This is a genomic window from Providencia stuartii, assembly GCF_029277985.1.
Taxonomy (GTDB): Bacteria; Pseudomonadota; Gammaproteobacteria; order Enterobacterales; family Enterobacteriaceae; genus Providencia; species Providencia zhejiangensis.
In genome coordinates, this window is record NZ_CP119546.1 from 1,867,344 (window position 1) to 1,886,030 (window position 18,687).

The 18,687-nt window shown below is 41.2% G+C and carries 15 protein-coding genes; 9 read left to right on the forward strand and 6 right to left on the reverse strand.

Features of this window, described 5'->3' with window-relative positions:
* Window positions 1-5 precede the first annotated feature (5 nt).
* Window positions 6-1,469 (forward strand): NADH-quinone oxidoreductase subunit NuoN, encoded by a 1,464-nt coding sequence (gene nuoN, locus P2E05_RS08095; protein WP_163861134.1) that lies wholly within the window; start codon window positions 6-8, stop codon window positions 1,467-1,469.
* 65 nt (window positions 1,470-1,534) lie between these two features.
* On the opposite strand, the gene P2E05_RS08100 is transcribed toward nuoN, so the two are convergent.
* Together P2E05_RS08100 and P2E05_RS08105 are read right to left on the reverse strand one after the other, a co-directional pair.
* The gene (locus P2E05_RS08100; RefSeq protein ID WP_272657953.1) at window positions 1,535-2,542 is read right to left on the reverse strand and encodes an alpha-xenorhabdolysin family binary toxin subunit B; all 1,008 of its coding nucleotides are present in this window, start codon (window positions 2,540-2,542) and stop codon (window positions 1,535-1,537) included.
* A gap of 10 nt (window positions 2,543-2,552) precedes the next feature.
* Complete coding sequence (locus tag P2E05_RS08105; protein ID WP_276123082.1) at window positions 2,553-3,758, reverse strand: alpha-xenorhabdolysin family binary toxin subunit A; 1,206 nt, start codon at window positions 3,756-3,758, stop codon at window positions 2,553-2,555.
* Window positions 3,759-4,630: 872 nt separating this feature from the next.
* Between P2E05_RS08105 and P2E05_RS08110 the strand changes: the two genes are divergently transcribed.
* The 6 genes from P2E05_RS08110 to menE all read left to right on the forward strand — a co-directional run bounded on the left by P2E05_RS08110 (window position 4,631) and on the right by menE (window position 11,764).
* Window positions 4,631-5,965, forward strand: coding sequence for an isochorismate synthase (locus P2E05_RS08110; protein ID WP_163861139.1), 1,335 nt, complete (start codon window positions 4,631-4,633; stop codon window positions 5,963-5,965).
* A 118-nt stretch (window positions 5,966-6,083) separates the two neighbouring features.
* A complete protein-coding gene (gene menD / locus P2E05_RS08115; protein WP_276123083.1) occupies window positions 6,084-7,757 on the forward strand; it encodes a 2-succinyl-5-enolpyruvyl-6-hydroxy-3-cyclohexene-1-carboxylic-acid synthase in 1,674 nt (557 codons plus the stop codon).
* On the forward strand, window positions 7,757-8,530 hold the full coding sequence (gene menH / locus P2E05_RS08120; RefSeq protein ID WP_276123084.1) for a 2-succinyl-6-hydroxy-2,4-cyclohexadiene-1-carboxylate synthase: 774 nt from the start codon (window positions 7,757-7,759) through the stop codon (window positions 8,528-8,530). Before menD ends, menH begins: the two co-directional genes overlap by 1 nt.
* A gap of 2 nt (window positions 8,531-8,532) precedes the next feature.
* Window positions 8,533-9,390 carry a 1,4-dihydroxy-2-naphthoyl-CoA synthase gene (menB, locus tag P2E05_RS08125; RefSeq protein WP_154622139.1) on the forward strand — a complete coding sequence of 286 codons (858 nt, stop codon included), beginning with the start codon at window positions 8,533-8,535 and terminating at the stop codon, window positions 9,388-9,390.
* Window positions 9,390-10,361, forward strand: a complete 972-nt coding sequence (gene menC / locus P2E05_RS08130) for an o-succinylbenzoate synthase (RefSeq protein ID WP_251464011.1) — start codon at window positions 9,390-9,392, stop codon at window positions 10,359-10,361. Before menB ends, menC begins: the two co-directional genes overlap by 1 nt.
* Window positions 10,349-11,764 carry an o-succinylbenzoate--CoA ligase gene (menE, locus tag P2E05_RS08135; RefSeq protein ID WP_269723927.1) on the forward strand — a complete coding sequence of 472 codons (1,416 nt, stop codon included), beginning with the start codon at window positions 10,349-10,351 and terminating at the stop codon, window positions 11,762-11,764. Before menC ends, menE begins: the two co-directional genes overlap by 13 nt.
* Before the next feature lie 102 nt (window positions 11,765-11,866).
* Here menE and P2E05_RS08140 read toward each other — a convergent pair whose 3' ends face one another.
* Window positions 11,867-13,306: a catalase gene (locus P2E05_RS08140; RefSeq protein WP_276123085.1), complete on the reverse strand. Its 1,440-nt coding sequence runs from the start codon at window positions 13,304-13,306 to the stop codon at window positions 11,867-11,869.
* Window positions 13,307-13,605: 299 nt separating this feature from the next.
* On the opposite strand from P2E05_RS08140, the gene P2E05_RS08145 reads away from it, so the two are divergent.
* Window positions 13,606-14,154: a YfaZ family outer membrane protein gene (locus P2E05_RS08145; protein WP_154622143.1), complete on the forward strand. Its 549-nt coding sequence runs from the start codon at window positions 13,606-13,608 to the stop codon at window positions 14,152-14,154.
* 79 nt (window positions 14,155-14,233) lie between these two features.
* Here the strand turns inward: P2E05_RS08145 and tyrP are convergent, their stop codons facing one another.
* Window positions 14,234-15,394 carry a tyrosine transporter TyrP gene (tyrP, locus tag P2E05_RS08150; RefSeq protein WP_230085774.1) on the reverse strand — a complete coding sequence of 387 codons (1,161 nt, stop codon included), beginning with the start codon at window positions 15,392-15,394 and terminating at the stop codon, window positions 14,234-14,236.
* A gap of 486 nt (window positions 15,395-15,880) precedes the next feature.
* On the opposite strand from tyrP, the gene P2E05_RS08155 reads away from it, so the two are divergent.
* The gene (locus tag P2E05_RS08155; protein ID WP_163861148.1) at window positions 15,881-17,221 is read left to right on the forward strand and encodes an anaerobic C4-dicarboxylate transporter; all 1,341 of its coding nucleotides are present in this window, start codon (window positions 15,881-15,883) and stop codon (window positions 17,219-17,221) included.
* 61 nt (window positions 17,222-17,282) lie between these two features.
* On the opposite strand, the gene yfaE is transcribed toward P2E05_RS08155, so the two are convergent.
* Both yfaE and nrdB read right to left on the reverse strand, forming a co-directional pair.
* Window positions 17,283-17,546: a class I ribonucleotide reductase maintenance protein YfaE gene (yfaE, locus tag P2E05_RS08160; protein WP_276123086.1), complete on the reverse strand. Its 264-nt coding sequence runs from the start codon at window positions 17,544-17,546 to the stop codon at window positions 17,283-17,285.
* A gap of 2 nt (window positions 17,547-17,548) precedes the next feature.
* Window positions 17,549-18,685 carry a class Ia ribonucleoside-diphosphate reductase subunit beta gene (nrdB, locus tag P2E05_RS08165; RefSeq protein WP_154624739.1) on the reverse strand — a complete coding sequence of 379 codons (1,137 nt, stop codon included), beginning with the start codon at window positions 18,683-18,685 and terminating at the stop codon, window positions 17,549-17,551.
* Window positions 18,686-18,687 lie beyond the last annotated feature (2 nt).

The window sequence follows — 18,687 nt, forward strand, 5'->3', positions numbered from 1 at the left end:
TCGCCATGACAATAACACCTCAACAATTGATCGCAATACTCCCGCTGTTGATCGTCGGATTGACCGCGGTGGTTGTGATGCTGTCCATTGCGTGGCGACGCGATCATCTAACAAGTGCCACTTTGACAGTATTCGGCTTCGCAGTTGCGTTACTCTCTCTGTTCTTTATTGCAGGGAGTTTACCAATGGAAGTCACTCCGCTTATTCGTGTTGATGGCTACGCCATGTTTTACACCGCGTTAGTCCTCATTGCGGGTATGGCGACCAGTATTTTTGCTTTTCATTGGTTGGAAGGCTTCAAGGATAATAAAGAAGAGTTTCACTTACTGCTGTCTATCGCTGTAGCAGGTGGTGTGCTACTTTCAATGGCAAACCACATGGCGTCAATGTTCATCGGTATTGAGCTAATCTCTCTGCCGTTGTTTGGCTTAGTGGCTTATACTTTTGAACGCAAACGCTCATTAGAAGCAGGCATTAAATATATGCTGCTATCTGCTGCCGCCTCTTCTTTCTTGTTGTTTGGTATTGCATTACTGTATGCGGAATCAGGTAGCCTGAGTTTTGCCGCGGTTGGTCAAAGCCTAACAGATAGCCAAATTCATGCTCCATTGATTTTGGTTGGTTTGGGGATGCTGATTGTTGGTTTTGGCTTTAAGCTATCACTGTTCCCATTCCAGTTATGGACTCCGGATGTGTATCAAGGTGCGCCAGCCCCTGTATCTGCATTCCTTGCGACAGGCAGTAAAATTGGTATCTTCGCGGTACTAATGCGTATCTTTATGGAAGCACCAGCGGCACAAAGTCATACATTGGCGATTGTTGTCAGTGTTATTGCGATTGCATCGATTCTGTTTGGTAACCTTCTGGCTATCACTCAGAAAAGTGCAAAGCGCCTGCTGGGTTACTCATCGATTTCACATATGGGCTACTTATTAGTTGCATTGGTAGCACTACGAGTCGACCCCATTGCATCACAAGTTACCGTAGCGATTTATTTAGCCGGTTACTTGTTTGCAAGCTTAGGTGCATTCGGCGCGATTAGTATTGTCTCTAGCCCATACCGTGGTGATGACCAAGACGACATGAGTGCTTTCCGTGGTCTGTTCTGGCATAAGCCAGTACTGGCAACGGTATTGACAGTGATGATGCTTTCATTGGCAGGTGTGCCAATCACATTAGGGTTTATTGGTAAATTCTATGTGATCATTTCTGCTGTGAATGCTGAATTGTGGTGGTTAACCGGAGCCGTGGTTGTGGGGAGTGCAATTGGCTTGTTCTATTATCTACGCTTTATGGCTAGCTTATATAGCCGTGATGCAGAGCACGCTGACCGCTATACAGGCCCAGAAAAGGCAACATTTGGTACCGTCGTGGCAGTGATCTGCGCCATCATCGTTATCTTAATGGGGGTATGGCCACAGCCGCTGATCAATATCGCTTCAAGCGCATTAGCAGTCATTAGTCTGTAATAACAACGTAGCACAGACATAGCATGTAAAAGAGCGGTAATCGAAAGGTTACCGCTCTTTATTTTTTAATCTGCTAACTGGCGTTGATATTGGTACTCAGTTTCCACAAGAAATTCCATTAATACTTCACAGGATTCTATTGCATTATAGACATTGAATGTTTCTTCATGTAAACAATCAGCCATATAATCGATCCATTGCTGAAAATAGCGTTGTAGCTGTTGAAAGTTAGCAGCAATCTCCTGTCGCTGATGATCGATTTGCGTGACTTCTTTACCTAATATAAGAAAATAGGTTAGTCGGTTATTTCTTTCTTCATACTGTTTTGATTTTTCATGTAAGATAGCCATTTGGTCGATTAAATATAAACGCACATCCACTAATTTCATAAACTCCAAACCATTATCAAGAATGACCAGTAAGCGTTTTGCACAATCAATAGCGATTTTTAATAAATCTTTTTTGGACGGCGGAATATTTAACGATTCAATAAACGCTATTTCTGGAAAAAACTTTTCAAACATATCGGATAACTTATAGTTTAAAATGATCTCTTCGGCGGCTACAATAGCATTAATTTCTTGATTAAGTTCTTGTATCTTTTTTTTATTCTTGGTCGCTAACCCGATAAGCTTGTTTTGATGAGCTAGATAATATTCACTTTTTAACTGGTTTTCCTCCTTAAGTTGTACCGCTGTTAGGTAATCGGTAATACTTCGCATTGATAATTTTAGTTTTTCTATTTCAGTCTTAACTTCAGAAAAATCATCGATAAATTCTGTAAGTATTAAATCATGATGTTTATTATGAAGTTCAAACGTTGTATTTATGGGAGATAATTCGTTAATTGTGCTATTGATTATATAACGTGTTTTTAACTTCATTATAGGTAATGAGTCTCTCACTAACTCATTAAGTATTTCTGCTTTATCAGAGATGTTTTTTATACGATTAAAAATAACAGGGTCATAATCTAGAATGTTTTGATTAAATGCACTGAGTTTATTAATACACATCCTCATCTGATAAAATTCAATAGAAGGTAAGGTTGGGGATTTGGCAGTGAGCTTCATAATGTGACCTTTAATATAGATGAGTGTTTTTTGTTAATTGAATGTCAAATAAATCAATGAGTTGTTCTGAATAAGTTTGCACAGAAGCCCAGGCGGTGATAATTTTCTTAAAACGAGTAATAAATTTTAAAAGATTAGCGGCATTATCAATGCGAGCGAAGGTCTCTATCGATTGCTTGATTTCAGTTAAAATCACTAGCCACATATAATCTAAGTGATCAATTGCTAAGCGAGCATCTTTAAAATGACTTTCAATTTTTTGTAGGTTAATTTGAATGTCAAAGATAGTTTTCTTTATAAAACGGTCCTGATTTATTTTGTCATTAATGTTACTTATCTCTTTTAATAATTCATTTTTTTGATGGCGGATTTTTTCTGCTTTGCTACCAAAAATTCCGCCAGTAATCACTAAACCAATGAGTCCACCCGCAAGCCCTGTAAAGCTCAATTTAACAAAATGGCTATATTCTTTTTCTAATTGAAAAATTTCTTTTTTGAGTAACGCTATTTTTTCAAGATGATAGGTTTCAGAGTCAGTTGCATCTGTGGAGTCTAGCTGCATATAAATAGATTTTACCTTAAAAAGGAGTGAGTCAACATGTTGTCGATTGGATAGATTTCCACCAATAATGTGAATGCGAAAATCTGAAATGCTATTTTTTATGCTCGCTGTTTTATTGGCTTGTATTTTAATATCATCGTGGATAAGACCGAGTATACTTAATAGCTCAGTAGCAATTTGCTGGTCGTCATTTTGATAAGTAATGCCATCAAGATCTTCATTAGAAAGGCCCTCAACACTATTCGCTATTTGTTGGATAATAGGCATGTCATTTATATAATGAATAATTTGATTTCCAGTCTGGACAATATTTCTGCTAATTAATGATAAATTAACAGATTGCTGTTTAACCTCTTGTTCAATACTGTCCCAATGACTTGCATGACGGTGAATCAATTGGATAGTTTCAGTCAGAACATTCGTTTCTATAGGTAAGTTTGTGGACTCACCAATTTTAAGCCAAGATAATATTTCTAGTGTAGAAGTGGGTAATGATAGCGCAAAGTGAATATATTTATGGATATTTGACAGGTCTTGGTGAGTAAAAATACCGGCTGACCTTGCAGAATAGGGATCTTGATTAGTTAATAATGCAAGAGTTGCTGTTCCAATATTCTCTTTTTCAATTATTTTATCATAAGCTATGTCACTCATAATGGTTAATTTCCAATTTAACATTAGGGGTTAAATAAAAGGTATACAACAGAAAATCACTAAATGGTTGCCACGTTGAGAAAGATAAAATAGAAATAATATAATCTCTAATCAAATGGTCCATTTAACAACATTAGATTTTCATTTACCCGCGTAAGAGTGAATAAGCTACTTGAAGCATGCGGTAAAAGTAGATACTAAAATATGAAAAAATATATTAGAAATTGATATGTTAATATAATTAATATGAAGTTTATTATCGATTTTAGCTTTAATATTAAACGATAAATAATTATTTTTGTTTTTAGTTATACAGTAAGACTCTATTTAAATTGATGCTAATTATTCACGGTTTAAGGTGATTAGCAGAATCAAAAAATCCTATTAAGAATAGAATTAAATTTAAGCGATTATTTTTAATCTTATTGCTATTTGAGTTAGCTTGTTCACCATAAAGGATGGTCATTATTCTTATCAAGCGCTATTTTTATTTTAATCAATTAACAAGAATCAATGGCATTTCACATAAAGTGCTGTCTTAAGCATATTGTAATATGACGAGGTTACTATGAGTGGCTTTATTATAGATAAACATGTTTAATAAATAATCAGCATACATAGGTTTGTTTATCTTTTAAGCTATTACAGCGCAAGCGTTTGATACCTACTAAAGGGGTATTTAAAGTTAAATTTATTATATTGTACAATAAGATAAGTATGTTTTTATTGCTGTGTTTATCATCAATAACGAAGACAAATTTGATTTTATTATGAGTTACATCTATTGTCAGAAATAATCAATGTATTAATAAATTATATTGCACTATATAATTATGAATAGTCTTTGTTGAGTGTGGCAGTAGGGATCGAAAGTGGTACATAAAAAAATAGATAATTTAATAACTGAAATTCTTCATCAACTGTCAACTTTGGCATTGGGCAACCAAGAATTCATTCGTTTACACTGGCAACTAGGTGAATCTGCTACATTTCCTGGGTTAGCTTGGCTATCTGAACAATCCTGCTACCCTCAATTTTATTGGTATCACCGTACAGGAAGTGATGAATGCAGCACGATAGGCAAGGTAAAAACCTTTCATTCCATTGTTGATGCTGAACAATTTTTATCTGAGCATACTGAATATCCCGACATGCGTTTATGGGGACTCAACGGCTGGAATGCCGTAGGTGAAGGTATTTCGCTTGAAGATAAGCAACATGCCACTTTTTATTTTTTACCTCGTTTAGAAATTTATCGTGTCCGTTCATCGGTATCTGTTTACCTAAATATCCAAGGGGAACAAGACCGTTTATCGGCTATTGAATTTTTACAGCAAATAAAACCCGCACCAACACAACCTCTTACATTACATACGGAAATCGTCGGTCATGAACATTTTCCTGAAAAAGAGCAGTGGTGCAGCTTATTGACCGAGGCCATTACACGAATGAAAGCGGGTCATATGGAAAAAGTGGTGATGGCCCGTGAAACAAAATTGAGCTTATCTCAACCAATCGCTGCGGCTGAATTTTTGTCTGCGAGTCAACAAGTCAATTTTCAGTGCTATCATTTTATGATGGCGTTTAGTCAAGAATCGGGTTTTATATCATCGACGCCTGAACGTTTGTACTTACGTCAAGGCACACAATTACACTCTGAAGCACTTGCTGGTACGGTGGCGAATCATCTTGATGATACGATTGCAGCAGAAAATGCAAAGTGGTTATTGGAAGATAGTAAAAATCAACATGAAAATTTAGTGGTGGTGGATGATATTTGCCAACAATTACAAGGCGTGGTGACGGGTATCGATGTCTCTGCGGCAAAAGTTATTCGTTTACGTAAAATTCAACATCTTTACCGGTCGATTGCTGCGACGCTGATTTCTCCATCCGACAGCGAATGCTTACAGCGTTTACAGCCAACAGCAGCAGTCTGTGGTTTACCGCGTACGGTGGCTCGGCAATTTTTAAGTGAACACGAGCCTTTCTCACGTCGTTGGTATGCAGGTACTGGTGGCTTTGTGAGTCTAAATAAAAGCGAGTTTGCGGTATCGCTACGTTGTGCGCAAATTGAAAATCAACAACTCTCGTTATTTTCAGGAGCTGGGATTGTCAGCGATTCAGATCCTGAGCAAGAGTGGATCGAGATTGAAAATAAAGCAGCTGGGTTGAAATCTCTGCTGGAGCGTAGCGAAAAACCTTAGTCATAACAGGGTTATTTTCTTTTGGTTTCAATTAGTTCATTAAAAATTGTTCTAAGATCAAGAAATTTATATTAAGCGCATTACACTAACTGATAATAAATAACTTATTGAGCTCATTATGTCGAATTCTGTTTTTAATCTGCGTTGGGCTGAGATTATTATCGAAGCGCTCACTCGTCATGGCATGAAACATATTTGTATTGCGCCTGGTTCGCGTTCCACACCTTTAACTCTTGCCGCGGCAAAGAATAATAAGTTGCATTGCCATACACATTTTGATGAAAGAGGTCTAGGACACTTAGCGTTAGGGTTAGCGAAGGCAAGTCTTGAACCTGTAGGCGTCATTGTGACATCGGGCACGGCGGTGGCAAATCTCTATCCATCATTAATTGAAGCAGGCTTGACGGGAGAGAAAGTCATTTTTTTGACGGCGGATAGGCCGCCTGAGTTAATCGATTGTGGTGCCAATCAAGCGATTCGCCAGACGCATATTTTTGCATCGCACCCAGCTCAAAGCTTGATGTTGCCACGACCAACCCGTGATATTTCACCCAAATGGCTGGTAAGCGCCATTGATAATGGTATGAATCAATTGCGCCATGGCGCTTTCCATATTAACTGTCCGTTTGCGGAGCCTTTATATGGCGAGACGGAAGGCGATTATGACTGGCAGCAGCAGCTCGGTAATTGGTGGAACTCTCAGTTACCTTGGTTAAGCGAACCCTTAACGAATACAGTAGCGCATATTGCGGATTGGTACTTTTGGCGACAAAAAAAAGGGGTTGTGATTGCGGGGCGAATGAACGCCCAAGAGGGTGAGCATGTCGCGAATTGGGCGAAAACATTAGGTTGGCCATTGATTAGTGATGTTTTATCACAAACAGGGCAAACTCATCCTTGTGCTGATTTATGGCTCGCCCATCCGCAAGCTAAAGCATGGCTCGATGAGGCTGAGTTAGTGATACAATTTGGTTCGAGTTTAACTGGCAAACGGTTATTACAGTGGCAAGCACAATGCCAACCACAAGAGTACTGGATTATTGATATGATCCCAGGACGCCTTGACCCAGCAAACCATTATGGACGCAAATTGACTTGTTCAATTAAAGGTTGGTTGGATGCTCATCCCGCCCAGCCTAGAAGCCCATGGTGTGAAAAGCTATGGGCTTTGACAAAACGCACTCAACAGCATGTCACCGCGAAGTTACACAACCAGTTTTCTGAGGCGGCGGTCGCTCATCAATTACCTCAACTGTTACCCCCTAAAGGACAATTATTTGTTGGTAATAGCCTGATCGTACGGTTGGTTGATGCTTTGGCACAGCTGCCTGAAGGTTACCCTGTGTATAGTAATCGTGGGGCAAGTGGTATTGATGGATTGATATCCACCATGGCTGGTGTGCAACGCGCCACAATAAAACCTACATTAGGGATTGTCGGTGATCTTTCCGCCCTCTATGACCTCAATAGTCTTGCCCTCTTACGTGCGCCTTCAGCACCGACTATTTTGATCGTGGTGAATAACAATGGCGGACAAATTTTTTCGATGTTACCTACACCAGAAGAGGCGAGGGAACCTTATTACTGCATGCCGCAGAATGTGAATTTTGAGCATGCGGCCTTGATGTTTGGGTTACAGTATGCGTCGCCTAAAGACTGGTTATCACTCAAAACCTTGGTTGAACAATTTTGGTTTAACCAACAAGGTTGTTTGTTAATCGAATTGATTGTTGATAGTGACGAGGGCGCTCGTACATTAAAACAATTACTCGATGAAGTCGGTAATCTTTGATGTTAGCGGTATATCGTTACAATGAGAACCAAACAGGGCCTTGGCTAGTGTGGTTACATGGATTACTGGGTTGCGCGGATGAGTGGCTACCGATTATTAAACTGTATCCACATTTGCCATCATTATGTATCGACTTACCTGGGCATGGGCGATCTCAGGAGATAACTTGCTCAAGTTTTGCTGATTTTGATGAATACCTCATCCAGCTCCTGCAATACCATGGTATCGAAAATTATTACCTCATTGGTTATTCTTTAGGGGCGCGGCTGGCTATGCACACGGCATGTTACCGTCAGCCTACAGGTTTATGTGGCTTAGTTGTTGAAGGGGGAAATGTTGGCCTGAAGACACAATCAGAACGTGATGCCCGTTACCTGAATGACCACTCTTGGGCGCAACGGTTTCGCCATGAGCCAATCGAAAGCGTATTGTACGATTGGTATCAACAACCTGTATTTGCTAGTTTAAGCGATAGCCAACGTCAGCAATTAATTTTATTACGACAAGCCAATGATCCCCGTCGTATTGCCGATATGCTAGAAGGCACTTCATTGTCTAAACAACCATTTTTAGCCGATAAACTGCAACAGTTAACACTTCCATTTCGCTATTTTTGTGGTGAACAAGACCAAAAATTTCGAGGCGTTTCGCAACAATATGCTTTGCCGATTACGCTAATTAAGAATGCAGGGCATAATGCGCATCGGGAAAACCCGAATGGCTATGCCACTGCACTTCAGTATTTTCTATCATCTGTGGTTAAAGGAACTTGATAATGATTTATCCTAACGAAGAAAAACTCTATGCCCCAATCGAATGGCAAGATTGCTCTGAAGGGTTTGATGATATTTTTTATCACAAGTCACCGGAAGGGATTGCAAAAATTACGATTAATCGTCCACAGGTGCGTAACGCGTTTCGTCCACAAACCGTTAAAGAAATGATCCAAGCCTTATCTGATGCGCGTTATGACGATAAAGTTGGTACCATTATTCTAACGGGTGAAGGGGAAAAAGCATTCTGTGCAGGCGGTGACCAAAAAATTCGCGGTGATTACGGTGGATATCGTGACGAGAGTGGCACTCATCACCTGAATGTTCTAGATTTCCAGCGCCAAATTCGTACATGTCCGAAACCCGTGGTTGCGATGGTAGCAGGCTTTGCTATTGGTGGCGGTCACGTCTTGCATATGATGTGTGACCTCACAATAGCAGCAGATAATGCGATCTTTGGTCAGACTGGGCCTAAAGTGGGGTCGTTCGATGGGGGTTGGGGTGCATCTTATATGGCGCGTATTGTTGGACAAAAGAAAGCACGTGAAATTTGGTTCCTGTGCCGTCAATACGATGCAAAAGAAGCCTTGGATATGGGGTTAGTGAATACCGTAGTGCCTTACGCTGATCTCGAAAAAGAAACAGTCCGTTGGTGCCGTGAAATGCTTGAAAATAGCCCAATGGCACTGCGTTGTTTGAAAGCGGCACTGAATGCAGACTGTGATGGTCAAGCAGGGCTACAAGAATTGGCCGGTAATGCAACAATGTTGTTCTATATGACAGAGGAAGGCCAAGAAGGGCGTAACGCATTTAATGAAAAACGTGCGCCAGACTTTTCTAAATATAAGCGTAATCCGTAATGCGTAAAGCAACACTTTATACATTTAGCCTGCCGATGGAGGCAGGCGTTATCCTGCGTTACCAACGTCTGAAAACTCGTGATGGATTGCTGGTTCGCTTACAAGATGGGGATAACGAAGGATGGGGAGAAATTTCTCCTCTCCCCGAATTTAGTCAAGAAACATTGCTAGAAGCGACTGAGGAAGCCAAGCAGAGACTGACTGAATGGGTCAGCGGTCAGCCATTGGCGGATAGTGCATTACCCTCAGTTGCTTTCGGTTGTAGCTGTGCATTGGCGGAATTATCAGGTGAATTGCCTGAACAAGCTGATTATCGAAAAGCACCATTATGTAGTGGCGATCCGGACGATTTAATCTTACGCCTTGATGCTATGGAAGGTGAAAAAATCGCCAAGGTTAAAGTTGGATTGTATGAAGCGGTACGTGATGGCATGGTCGCTAATTTGTTGCTGGAAGCTGTACCTGACTTAACGTTACGCCTTGATGCTAACCGTAGTTGGACGCGAGCGAAAGCCGATGGCTTTGCCAAATATGTGAACCCAGACTATCGTGATCGAATCGCTTTTCTCGAAGAACCGTGCAAAACCCGTGAGGAATCACTGCAATATGCCAAGGATACCGGTATTGCGATCGCATGGGATGAGAGCGTTCGCGAAGAAGGTTTTAAAGTCGAAGCGCAACCGGGCGTGGCAGCGATTGTGATCAAACCGACGTTAACGGGAAGCCTTGCCTATTGTCGGCAGCTGGTTCAAGAAGCTCATCACCATGGTTTGCAAGCGGTGATCAGTTCATCAATTGAGACCAGTTTTGGGTTAACCCAGTTGGCAAGAATTGCTCATCAACTAACACCGAATACGATACCTGGGCTCGATACGTTAGATCTTATCCAGTCTCAACTTATACGTACTTGGCCAAATAGCACGCTGCCTGTTATGCAACTAGATGAACTTATTATCGAATGGCAGAGTTAACACCGTTTAAAGACTGGCCTTGGCAACACTGGGCCAGCCATCAACCTGATGCAATTGCGTTGATAACCGATGTTGCTTCACTGACTTGGCAACAATTGAATTTAAACGTCATAAATCTTACTTATCATTTTGATAAACAAGGACTCAAAAAAGGCCAAACGGTCATTTTACGGGGCAAAAACAGTGTTGAATTGTTATTAAGTCAACTCGCTATTTTGCGCTGTGGGGCGAAAGTTTTGCCGCTCAATCCTCGCTTGCCCATCTTATTGCTTGAAGAATTGCTTCCGCATCTGAATATTGATTTTGTGATTGATTTTGCAGATGGCCTGCTAAATGCATTTCATTATTCGACTTTAACGCTGCCGCCTGATCTCACTGTTTCTCAAAAATTAACACACTATGATCTGCCATGCTTTTGTGAATTAACTCGGCAACCTGCAACCTTAATTCTGACATCCGGCTCTACGGGGTTACCGAAGGCCGCGGTTCATTCCATGTTTGCTCATCTTGATAGTGCTAATGGCGTATTACAGGCGATGGACTATCAACAGAGTGACTGCTGGTTACTTTCTTTACCGTTATTTCATGTTTCAGGGCAAGGAATATTGTGGCGATGGTTAGGAAGAGGGGCGAGATTAGCGATTAAATCTTCCCCATTAACACAAGCGTTGCAAGGTATTACCCATGCTTCATTGGTGCCAACACAACTGTGGCGACTTCTCAATCAGGAGGAAAATCCGCCATTAACGCTACGGCAAGTACTACTTGGCGGGGCGACAATACCCACCTCACTAACCAATTTGGCATCAAGCCAAGGTATTGAGTGCTGGAGTGGTTATGGCATGACCGAAATGGCTTCAACCGTTTGTGCAAAACGCGCTGATGGCAAAAAGGGCGTAGGATTGCCCCTGATAGGTAAACAGGTTCGCTTGATGGATAGTGAAATACAAATCCAATCACAGAGTCAAGCCATGGGGTATTGGTTTGATGGGGAAATCAAACCGTTAAAAACCCAAGATGGTTGGTTTAAAACTAATGATAAAGGTGCATATATCGATGGAGAATACCATGTGATTGGGCGCTTGGATAATTTGTTTATTAGTGGTGGTGAATGCGTACAACCTGAAGACATTGAAAGCATTATCAATAGCCACCCCGCAGTTAGCCAGAGTTTTATTATTCCTATTGATGATGCGGAGTTTGGTCAAAGGCCTGTTGCCGTCATTGAGTTAATCGACAAAAGCGTATTAGCGGGTATTGCTGATTGGTTAAAAGATAAACTGGCTCCATACCAATATCCTGTGCACTTTTATCCTTTAGACGCCGAATTAAAAAATACCGGTATTAAAGTCTCTCGTCAGCAGGTAAAAAGTTGGGTACACCAACAAATATTCTCCTCTTAATAACAACCGATTGTTATGGAGAGTCAATCAGCTTCATTGGCGTCTGTAATAAAAAAATCAGGCTCTAGAAATAAAGCCTGATTTTTCGATTAGATAACCAAATTATTTAAGGTTATTCAGTGCTTTTTCGACACCCGCGCCATACTCAGGATGTACCTGCTTAAAGAGGTCGATTTGACGTTTCTGGGTTTCTTCAGAGGCTTCAATCAATTCACCAGCAATACGTTGGAACATGCGTTGATGCTCTGCATCATCCAACAGCTCGTATAATGCACGGGGCTGGCTGAAATAATCCTCATCTTCACGATGGTTCCAATGATCAGCTGCACCCTCAAGGGTTAATGGAGGCTCACTGAAATTAGGTTGTTCTTGGAACATACCTGCACTGTTCGGCTCATAAGTTACGCCGTTACCGCTGTTACCGTCAACGCGCATTGCCCCATCACGATGGTAGTTATGGAATGGGCAACGCGGTGAGTTAACTGGGATTTGATAGTGGTTCACACCTAAGCGATAACGTTGAGTATCCCCATAAGAGAATAAGCGTCCTTGTAACATTTTATCAGGAGAAAATCCGATGCCAGGCACAATGTTGGCTGGGTTGAATGCGGCTTGTTCAACATCTGAAAAATAGTTAGCAGGGTTACGGTTTAGCTCAAAATAACCAACATCAATCAATGGGTAATCTTTATGTGGCCATACTTTAGTGAGGTCAAATGGGTTATAAGGCACTTTTGACGCTTCATTTTCAGGCATGACTTGGATCTGTAGCGCCCAACGCGGATAGTCACCTTTATTGATAGCATCAAATAGGTCACGCTGAGAGCTTTCACGATCTTTACCAATAATCGCTTCTGCTTCATTGTCCATCAAATTTTCAATGCCTTGCTGGCAACGGAAATGGAACTTAACCCAAAAGCGTTCATTTTTGTCATTGATAAAGCTATAGGTATGACTACCAAAACCGTGCATGTGACGATAGCTACGTGGAATGCCTCGGTCACTGACGTCAATGGTCAGTTGGTGGAGTGATTCAGGTAAGTGAGAGAAGAAATCCCATTTATAGGCCATTGAGCGCATATTGCTATAAGGGCAGCGTTTAACGACGTGGTTTAAGTCAGGGAATTTCAGTGGGTCACGAAGATAGAATACTGGGGTGTTGTTACCAACTAAATCCCAGTTTCCTTCTTCTGTATAGAATTTTAATGCAAAGCCACGGATATCACGTTCTGCATCTGCGGCACCACGCTCACCAGCTACCGTTGAGAAGCGAGCAAACATATCCGTTTTTTTGCCTACAGAAGAAAATATTTTTGCTCGGGTATAGCGAGTAATATCATGGGTAACCGTAAAAGTACCAAATGCACCTGAACCTTTAGCGTGCATACGGCGCTCAGGAATGACTTCACGGTCAAAGTGAGCGAGTTTTTCTAAAAACCACACATCTTGTAATAGCATTGGGCCACGTGGGCCAGCTGTCATTACGTTATTATTATCCACAACAGGGGCGCCAGATGCGGTAGTGAGACCTTTCTTTTTCATCACAATACTCCAGTAATTTACAGACAATAAAACTATAAAATGCATTTAATATGCATCAAAATAAACGGTAAATGCAGATAATTCCGTATTATCATTCGATTATAGTTGATTGGTTGGATAATAACTAATACATGGTACCGATTGCTGTGATAACTGATTAAAAATAAATAGAAACACTCGCCTATGTTGTAGAAAAGTCGCCTTGGTGGCATGAAAAGTAAAAAACAGTAATAACTACTGAGAATAGGATTTATATATTGTAATATTAACGCATAATTTCTATTTATTGGGGCAATAATATGCGTAAAGGATTGTTCTTTGTCGCCGCAGCGGCATCATCACTTATGTTTGTGGGCACTGCTCAAGCGATATCTGTCAATGCGAGTGCTGGTGAGCATTACACTGAATTAAGTGCTGGGATCGGAACTAAAGGTTCAGGGCTTGCATTTGATGGCTCATGGGCGCGTAGTGACCATGATGGCCAAATGGGGAGCTTAGGCGCAACCTTTGGTTTGCCTTTAGGGCCGTTTTCAGCCTATGTTGGTGGTAAAGCATTATATCTTTCACCTGAAGACAACAAAGATGGTATGGCTCTTGCCGCGGGTGCAGGGTTAGGTTGGCAAGTTATGCCGTCACTGAACATTTATGGTGAAGCTTACGGTGCGCCAGCGTCACTGACTTCAGGTAGTGATGCTTATACTGAAGCGAAAGTAGGGGCGACTTATACTGTGTTTAAACCATTATCAATTGATGCGGGCTATCGTATCATTGACATTAAAGGCAATCATAACAATCCAAGCAACAAAATTGCGGATGGTTGGTATGTTGGAGCAGGTTTAAGTTTCTAATGAGTTAGCACTTTATTGAGCTAAATAGAGAAAACCCGTACATGGTACGGGTTTTTTGTTGGCTAGTGCAGGCTCAAAATTACCCGACATTAGGTAAGAATCCTGCAACAATAGCGAATTGAATCGCAATAACAGCGACACCACAAAGTAGCACAATACCCAACACAACAGAGCCCCCTTTCACTTGGTAGTGGGCTTGATTAGCGGTAGGCTTTTCAATCGCTCTGACACGTAGAGTCAGTAAAGCAGGAATGATAAGCGCCAATACAGACAACGCCACTGCCGCATAGGTTAAGGCTTGCACAAAACTACTGAAAAACAAGGCAGAAAGTAGAGGTGGTAAAAAGGTTAATACGCCTGTCTGTAGACGCCCAAATAGACGATTACTGCGTTTAAAGAGATCCGCAAGGTAATCAAATAACCCAAGAGCCACCCCTAAAAATGAAGTCGCTAGCGCAAGATCCATAAATAAACTCACCGCAATATTAACCCGTGGAGTTGCGACAACATCACGAATAGCCGTCAGTAAGCCATTTAACCCAGCTTCTTGCGCTAAAATGCCTAAAAAGGTATTGGCTGGAATGGAACCTAACGTAGCGATTTGCCATAAGATATAAGCGACGAGAGGGATTGCACTACCTGTAATAAAAATAATACGCAGTTTACGGACATCACCATTCATATAGTTCACTAAGCTTGGAACGCTGCCATGGAAACCAAATGAGGTAAAGATAACCGGAACGGCCGCAAGCAGTAAGCCTTTCTCGACAGGCATATTGGTTAAATTGACGCTTTCGACATGGGGTAACATTACCGCCAACATAATCACTAAAAAGATAATTTTAGCTGTAAATAAGAGGCGATTAATAAAGTCGACGGAATGGGTACCGATACATACCACGGCGCCGCCGATGAGTGTAAATAAAATAATTGCGGATTTTGTTGAGAGATGTAATCCCCACCAAGACAGTAAGCTATCAGAGATCAGTACGCCAGCACCGCCAATATAGGCTGTGGTAAGAGCGTACATTAATAATAACATACTTAACCCAGTCACAATCTGCCCTACGGGACCGAGATACTTTTTAGCGACTGAACCTAAACCCATATCGGGTGGATTATATTGATAGACTTCCACGAGAAGTAATGAGGTATAACTCATTAACATCCAGAGACCAATAAGTAGGCATATGATACCTGTGAAACCGACACCTGCTGCGGCAAGTGGCATAGCCAGCATCCCTGCACCGATTGTTGTTCCTGCAACGATTAAAACGCTACCTAGCGTACGATTTTTCACAAATTCCTCTGATTAAAAGTCGTAGATTAATAAGTTGTGCAGGTTATGCGATCATGATTTATCTGTCAAATCTAAATTACAATGAGTGTAAATATAATTTTACAGTGATGGGTGTTTTTTATTATGACTGCTGAAAATAACAGCGAATAAATTTTGATTGTTAATTAATTTCAGTTATGAATATTAACTATCAAAAGTGAACTTATGTGGTTAACTATGTTAATGGTGTTAATTAATGAATTGATTTTAATGTGATTTTTAATTTAACGGGATAGTGTCTCAATAAATTAAAATTAATTTTGTGACAAGGCAGGAAAATAGTGTGGAAAAATAATATTAAATTTTTTCACTCATTAATATAAATCAAAAATCTGTCAATCTTTCATCCGGATAATGTAAGGATACATTAATGAAAAGGATGAACTTATGGACTTTTTGATACAACTCGCCATTATTCTCGTCTGCTTGTTTTATGGCGCGAGAAAAGGAGGAATGGCATTAGGGCTGTTAGGCGGTGTCGGTCTTGTGATACTGGTTTTCGGCTTTGGCTTACCTCCTGGAAAACCGCCTGTTGATGTCATGCTTGTCATCATCGCTGTTGTTGCAGCATCAGCGACGTTACAAGCATCAGGCGGTTTGGATGTCATGCTACAAATTGCAGAACGACTACTACGTAAAAACCCAAAATACATCTCTATTGTGGCACCTTTTGTTACCTGCATTTTAACCATTTTGTGTGGTACAGGGCATGTGGTGTATACCATCCTGCCAATTATCTATGATGCCGCGATTAAAAATAATATTCGTCCTGAAAGACCAATGGCAGCAAGTAGTATTGGTGCACAAATGGGGATCATTGCTAGCCCCGTTTCTGTTGCAGTGGTATCGCTCGTCGCAATGCTGAATGGCATCACCATTAATGGTCAATCTCTTGAGTTTTTAGACTTATTAGCCATCACTATCCCATCGACTCTGATTGGTATATTGGCAATCGGTATTTTTAGCTGGTTTAGAGGGAAGGATCTCGATAAGGACCCAGAGTTTCAAAAATTTATTTCAGTGCATGAAAACTATGAGTATGTATATGGCGATAGTGCCACACTGCTCGATAAAAAATTGCCAAAAATTAATTGGGTAGCAATGTGGATCTTCTTAGCATCCATAGCGGTGGTGGCTGTGTTGGGCGCATTCTCTGAGTTAAGACCTCTGGTGAATGGTAAGCCATTATCGATGGTGCTTGTGATCCAGATGTTTATGTTATTGGCGGGTGCTCTGATCATCATTATTTGTAAAACTAACCCAGGGCAAATTTCGAAAAATGAAGTCTTCCGTTCTGGGATGATTGCGATTGTGGCGGTCTATGGGATTGCTTGGATGGCTGAAACCATGTTTGGTGCCCACATGGATCAGATCAAAGGGACTTTAGGGGCATTGGTAAAAGATTACCCTTGGGCTTATGCGGTGATCCTATTATTGGTTTCTAAATTTGTGAATTCACAAGCGGCTGCATTGGCTGCTGTCGTTCCGATTGCGTTAGGCATTGGTGTCGACCCTGCGTATATTATTGCATCAGCGCCTGCTTGTTACGGCTACTACATACTGCCAACTTACCCCAGTGACTTAGCCGCTATCCAATTTGACCGTTCAGGTACAACACGAATAGGTAAATTTGTCATTAATCACAGCTTTATCTTGCCGGGTTTGATTGGGGTTGGTGTGTCCTGTGTATTCGGTTGGGTATTTGCTGGATTATATGGCTATTTATAACAACTGAGCAGGTTAAGTCATTAGCAGCGATGACATTGTGTTAGCGTTATCGCTGCTATTGTTAGCCGATTTCGATATCAGAAAGGGGGTGACAGCAACAAGGCAAAATTTCACCTTCTTGAACAAAGGCAAGTGGTTTTTGTTTATAACCGACTTTTCCTTTCAGCAGCATCACTCGGCACGAACCACAGTAACCTTCTCGACACTGATACTCCACAAGAATGCGGCTATCTTCAAGAGCATCAAGTAAGCTAGCATGGACTTCGGTGTGATAGGGGACTTGTACACCCTGCGATAAGCGCAGGGTGACTTTATGGCTTGCCATGATTAGAGTTCGAAATCACTCAAGTCATCAGTATTGACTTCAGAGTCAATCTGACCGACCAGATAGGAACTGACTTCAACTTCTTGTGGGGCGACTTGCACGTTATCAGAGACCAGCCATGCGTTGATCCAAGGTATTGGGTTTGAGCGAGTCTCGAATGGCAGTTTTAACCCAACAGCTTGCATACGAATATTAGTAATATACTCAACGTATTGACACAAAATATCTTTGTTCAAGCCAATCATTGAGCCTTCACTGAAGAGATATTCTGCCCACTCTTTCTCTTGCTCTGCCGCATCCACAAACAGTTTATAACACTCGTCTTCGCACTCTGCTGCAATTTCAGCCATTTCAGGGTCATCTTGACCTGAACGTAACAGATTCAGCATATGCTGAGTGCCTGTTAAATGTAGCGCTTCATCACGAGCGATCAGTTTAATGATTTTAGCATTGCCTTCCATTAGTTCGCGTTCTGCAAAAGCAAACGAGCATGCAAAGCTAACATAGAAACGGATAGCTTCTAACGCATTAACGCTCATCAGACACAAATACAGTTGTTTCTTTAGGGCACGCAGTGACACTGTGATTTGTTTGCCGTTACAGGTATGAGTCCCTTCACCGAACATATGATAATAGTTCGTCATCTCAATCAAGGTGTCATAATAAGCAGAGATATCACGCGCACGTTTGAGGATTTCCTCATTTTCAACGATATCATCAAAGATAATCGCTGGGTCATTGACGATATTACGAATAATATGCGTATAAGAACGTGAGTGAATTGTTTCTGAGAATGACCAAGTTTCAACCCAAGTTTCCAGCTCAGGGATTGAAATGAGTGGCAATAATGCCACGTTAGGGCTACGACCTTGAATAGAATCAAGTAGCGTTTGGTATTTCAGGTTACTGATAAAGATGTGCTTCTCATGGTCAGGCAATGCATTATAGTCAATGCGATCACGAGAAACGTCAACTTCTTCTGGACGCCAGAAAAATGACAATTGCTTTTCGATTAGCTTTTCGAAAATCGGGTATTTTTGTTGGTCATAACGAGCAACGTTAACCGGTTGGCCGAAAAACATCGGCTCCAACAGTTGGTCATTTCTCTTTTGTGAGAAGATGGTGTAAGTATGTGACATAA